4 protein-coding genes and 1 pseudogene are annotated in these 4,738 nt (G+C 51.2%); 4 read left to right on the top strand and 1 reads right to left on the bottom strand.

Annotation, left to right across the window (positions count from 1 at the left end; translation table 11 throughout):
• Positions 1-676 precede the first annotated feature (676 nt).
• From C476_RS19490 to C476_RS16155, 3 genes are all read left to right on the top strand, one after another.
• Positions 677-1,261, top strand: a complete 585-nt coding sequence (locus tag C476_RS19490) for a hypothetical protein (RefSeq protein WP_241430514.1) — start codon at positions 677-679, stop codon at positions 1,259-1,261.
• A gap of 179 nt (positions 1,262-1,440) precedes the next feature.
• Positions 1,441-1,665 (top strand): hypothetical protein, encoded by a 225-nt coding sequence (locus C476_RS16160; RefSeq protein WP_008014869.1) that lies wholly within the window; start codon positions 1,441-1,443, stop codon positions 1,663-1,665.
• Positions 1,666-1,832: 167 nt separating this feature from the next.
• The gene (locus tag C476_RS16155; RefSeq protein ID WP_008014867.1) at positions 1,833-2,225 is read left to right on the top strand and encodes a terminal quinol oxidase; all 393 of its coding nucleotides are present in this window, start codon (positions 1,833-1,835) and stop codon (positions 2,223-2,225) included.
• 192 nt (positions 2,226-2,417) lie between these two features.
• Here C476_RS16155 and C476_RS16150 read toward each other — a convergent pair.
• Positions 2,418-2,912, bottom strand: a pseudogene (locus C476_RS16150) (hypothetical protein); the annotation flags it as partial.
• A gap of 188 nt (positions 2,913-3,100) precedes the next feature.
• Between C476_RS16150 and C476_RS18520 the strand changes: the two are divergent.
• Positions 3,101-3,520: a hypothetical protein gene (locus tag C476_RS18520; RefSeq protein WP_152418241.1), complete on the top strand. Its 420-nt coding sequence runs from the start codon at positions 3,101-3,103 to the stop codon at positions 3,518-3,520.
• Positions 3,521-4,738 lie beyond the last annotated feature (1,218 nt).

Below are 4,738 nucleotides of genomic sequence, written 5' to 3'. Positions count from 1 at the left end.
GCAGCAGCTGCCGTGCTATACGTTAGTGAGAGAGTGTTATAGAAGTCTTCTCGCTGTATTGATTACAGCTTCCTCGACGGTGAATGGCCCGATAAGTAGGTATACGCACTGATCGATAAAGAAGTACCAGATGAGATTGGTATCCAATCAGGTATGCAATATCCAGGGCGCAAGTTGGTTACTCTGATGGGCCGATATATTCAGTTGAAATGGTTCCGTGCAGTGAGTGTAGTAATCGAAGTGCGTTAGAATATGTACGAGATGCCCATCACGACGAGACACACCCCTATAAATCGAAAAATCCAAACTGTCAAATTATCTGGATCAGACGATTCAGACTGTGTGTCACGTAAGAATTCAGGACCGAAGTGATAGATCTTTCTGGGAATGATCAGATACGCCATTCCGAGTAGCGTAAATCCAACCCCAGCAAGTCGAAGAAACATATATACTATATTATTTCAACTATAATACTTAAGTCCTGACCATTGAATGACTGACTCTCTGAATCTTGCACGCCGTTTGTGACGGACTTCAGATCGGAAGCTATCAGCAGTGGTACGTACACAACCTGTACTGAGCGGCAACTACGTGTGCAGACACATCCATTGTGCATGACTGAGAAAGGTCAGTGAATACCAGAAAATAGTTTACCAATCGTAGGATTGTCAGCAATGTGAATAGACGTGAGTATCTCGCGGCAGTCTGTAGTACTGGAGTCGTCGCAACAGCGGGGTGTAGCGAAATAAGAAGTGAACAGTCACTCTCCGACCCGACCGTTCATGCGGACTCAAGCGGGCGAAAGACGCTCGTCTTCGCAACCAACAATGGGGAAGTCGGGAAATTTGGGGTCAATGGCCGTGTTGACTCTGGGATAATCGATGCACCACTCGAGATCTGGCACCGCGAAGGGACGGCTGTGAAGTCCATCAAACTCCGAGTGTGGATGCCTGAAGTAGCAACGGAATCTCCCCCCAAGGTTGCTATCGTCTCGCCAGTAGAAGGTGATAGTTCGCCACCGCCCTCAGTGACACTCTACACGCCTGACCGCGCTCTCGGAACAGTTATCGAGGTCTCTGATTTGAACGACCTTGCAGACGAGACTATCAGTATTCTCAACCTGCTCGTCAAACCAGTAACAGAAACCGCCACCAAGCTCACTATTCACACGACAATCAAACTCACAAGTAGTGGCGTACTTGAACGTGACTACACGCTCAATGGAGAACTCCAGTTAACGTACTCCGAACTCGATAACTGATCGTCAGACTTGCCCGACAACTTCTGTTGAAATCCTATGAGTCCAGCACTTCCGCTACTGAACCAGCCGTTGGGTGGTTGTTCTGTACGTACCGTAGCAAGTGGTCATCCCTCACTTGCGGAAAGAGCCAGAGAGCAGTACAGTTTTTCGTGCCCCACCAGGTGCGGAAGCGATACCCAATGAGCGATACGTCAGAGCACCCTCGAAACTCGAGCGACCTCTCACTAGCCCAGCGACTCGAGGCACCGAACACACGACTCATTGACGCCAGCATCGCGACAATCAACGATATGAAGACGCTGCGAGCTTGCATCGCCTACGAAAACCAGCACCAGCAACGTGTTCCGAACCTGCGCCAACTCGAGAAGCGGGCCAGCGAACTCCGTTCGCAGGATGACGACTAACTCGACACGTCATCTGACATAGTCTCTCACCGATAGCGTTCTGTTGAGCATCTTCGGACAGACGCCACAATTCGCTGTGTGTCACTGTCTATGCACTCTTCTCGAGATAGCGGCAGGAACATCAGAGATAGTGGTAGTTAACCCGCCAGCGCTCTCTGCTCTAGTTGATGTCTGATTCCGACTCTGCTCACGAGAGCCCACCGTCGTTGCTCGGTCGACTCCTCTTTGGGAGTGGACTTGCAGCACTCGCACTCCGCAACCTCACGAATCTCGACGGACGAATCGCCTATGCAGATGCCAAAGGCGTCCCCCTCGCAGACAAACTCGTCCCAGCCTCGAGTGGTCTCCTTCTCGGTGGCGGCCTTGGCATCGGCCTCTGGAAACTGCCAAAGCTATCTGCAGCCAGTGTTGCTACGTTCTTCATCGGCGTGACTCCAGTCATGCACGATTTCTGGGCCGTCGACGAAGACTCGCGTGACGAAGAACTCACCTCGTTCCTCCAGAATCTGGCACTCCTTGGTGCTGCCATCGCCTTCTTCAAGCGAGCACGGCAAAACTAACAGCGCACATTTTGTGCGGAGTGATCCGTCTCGGGCACCACTCCAACGGTTCCCGGAAGACAATGGGATGTACAAGCCGTTAGCAGTCAGTACCGTACCTCTGTCCCGCACGGAAACTCGTGAGGTCGTCGATACGCTCTTCGAGTGCATCGATCAGTAGCAGAGCATCCGAGTAGACATCCAGTCCGTCTGGTTCGGTGCGGTCGTCATNCGGAAACTCGTGAGGTCGTCGATACGCTCTTCGAGTGCATCGATCAGTAGCAGAGCATCCGAGTAGACATCCAGTCCGTCTGGTTCGGTGCGGTCGTCATCGGTGTCTGGTTCGTGTGCTGTATCGGCCAGTTGGGTCGTCGTCGGTCCGTCTATCTCTGCGATCACACCCGCATCTTCGTCGATCTCGAACCGGGGATGAACACTCAACACCGCTGGATACGGGTCAGCATCTGGCGGCAGCCGGTCGAGATCGAACCCATCGTGCGCAGTCTGTATCTGATGATACAGCGACTCGAACTGATCGCGTTGAAGCGGACGCTTCTCGGTGGACTCGTCAAACTGGACGATAATGCGGTGTTCCTGAATATCTGTGATGTGGATGTGGGAGTGCGACAATGGTGTGATCAGTGTCGCGTCCGCCGGTAGCTCATCCAGATGCTCGAGAAGCGTGTGCCAACTGACGCTGAATGGCATACACGGAAGTTACGCGCCAACTTGACTAAACCTTGTTCTCGACGGGTGTCAGAGAACTCTCCCACTGGTTTGATCCACCGACTGCTGCGGTGAATTGGCCGGTAAGTAGATGTGCATGTTTCACGGATGAGGTGTTTCTCGCACGATCTAATCATACCTTTTTAACACTATTGCAACAAGTTAATCGCATGGACCGACGAAACGCTCTGCTGACGTTAGGAAGCGCGGCAATTTGTAGCTTTGCGGGCTGTTCCAGCAAGGACGATTCTGAGTCCGTAGCTCCTCCCCCACTTACAGAAATTATTCTTTGGTCGGTTCTTGAAACGGGTGAATCAGTAAGCGCTAAAATCACTGTAGAGAAAGACGGATCACAAATATTTGAGACGGTACACGAGTTTGAAGGAGAAAATCGCTTTAGCCTGACCAAAGACTGGATGGGAGATGCTGTCCCATATTCGGTTACAATCGAATTGGTTTCAACAGAGGGAACAGATACTTACTCATCTTCCGATTTCTCACACGATTCAAATGATTGTTGGATCCTCTACGGAGATCTCGGTTCCTCATCCGTGTTTCTTGGGGGGATGATCGGAGAGGAGCACTGTTAATTCGCTACCCTGTATTGACCGCAACCGGATCAGAATATACCACTTGCTGAGGGTTTCAACAAACCTGGGAGTACGTAACAACAATGGTGTTTACAGANCCTGTATTGACCGCAACCGGATCAGAATATACCACTTGCTGAGGGTTTCAACAAACCTGGGAGTACGTAACAACAATGGTGTTTACAGAGAAGTTCGATGCTGCAAACCCGACACACAGACTCGTCACTCGGAGTTTATCTGGTGTCAAGGACTGGGACGAGCTCGGCGGTGTGACAGTCGAGAACCGGGCGATTAGTGTTCTGATGGACTACGGAACCGTTGTCCACCTAGAACTTGATCCAAAACACGGTCAATTTGAGACTGTACAACGGGAGCTAGCNATTAGTGTTCTGATGGACTACGGAACCGTTGTCCACCTAGAACTTGATCCAAAACACGGTCAATTTGAGACTGTACAACGGGAGCTAGCGCGGGTTTCCGACTCGAAATGTATCTTTGTCCGTTCGGATCATGAATTTCGAGCGTCGCTTCCCGAGGACCGGGCGTTGGTTGAGTCATTACTCGAAATCCCGGGGGGTGATACTGATGCGTGGGCGGACCGCACGTTCTACTTCGTTGAATTTGCAGTTCNCGGGCGTTGGTTGAGTCATTACTCGAAATCCCGGGGGGTGATACTGATGCGTGGGCGGACCGCACGTTCTACTTCGTTGAATTTGCAGTTCTGACCGACCAGTCGTGGCTGTATCGCTCAGTACCGCATGAGACACATATCCGGGAAATCAACGCGAGGGGTCACGAGAGAGTAATTGAGAAATTGAACGAGGCATTTGCTCAGGTTCGAGGTTCGGCTGTTGTTCCGTTTGGGAGGCTTGCCTCTTGGACAACTAACGGTACCATGTATGATTTGAAATGGGACTCTCTGTATTGCACCCACAGAAAAAAGAGCGCGTCATATGATTTGGAACGGCTAAGGCAGNACGGTACCATGTATGATTTGAAATGGGACTCTCTGTATTGCACCCACAGAAAAAAGAGCGCGTCATATGATTTGGAACGGCTAAGGCAGGTGACTGCACTGTTTTCTGAGAACCTTCTACGTCTCGATTGGAAGCCGGTGTCCGAGGGGTCGTTATTTTGTCGAACGGTTTGGCGAGTTCTGGGTTCGGAGAGTGCTACTCCACCAGCACAAGTCGAGATTCCGGCTGGTGAAGACGGAGA

Origin of the sequence: Natrinema limicola JCM 13563, from assembly GCF_000337475.1 — an archaeon.
Taxonomy (GTDB): Archaea; Halobacteriota; Halobacteria; order Halobacteriales; family Natrialbaceae; genus Natrinema; species Natrinema limicola.
The sequence above is the reverse complement of the archived record's forward strand: the minus strand, read 5'-3'. Positions and strand labels throughout refer to the sequence as shown.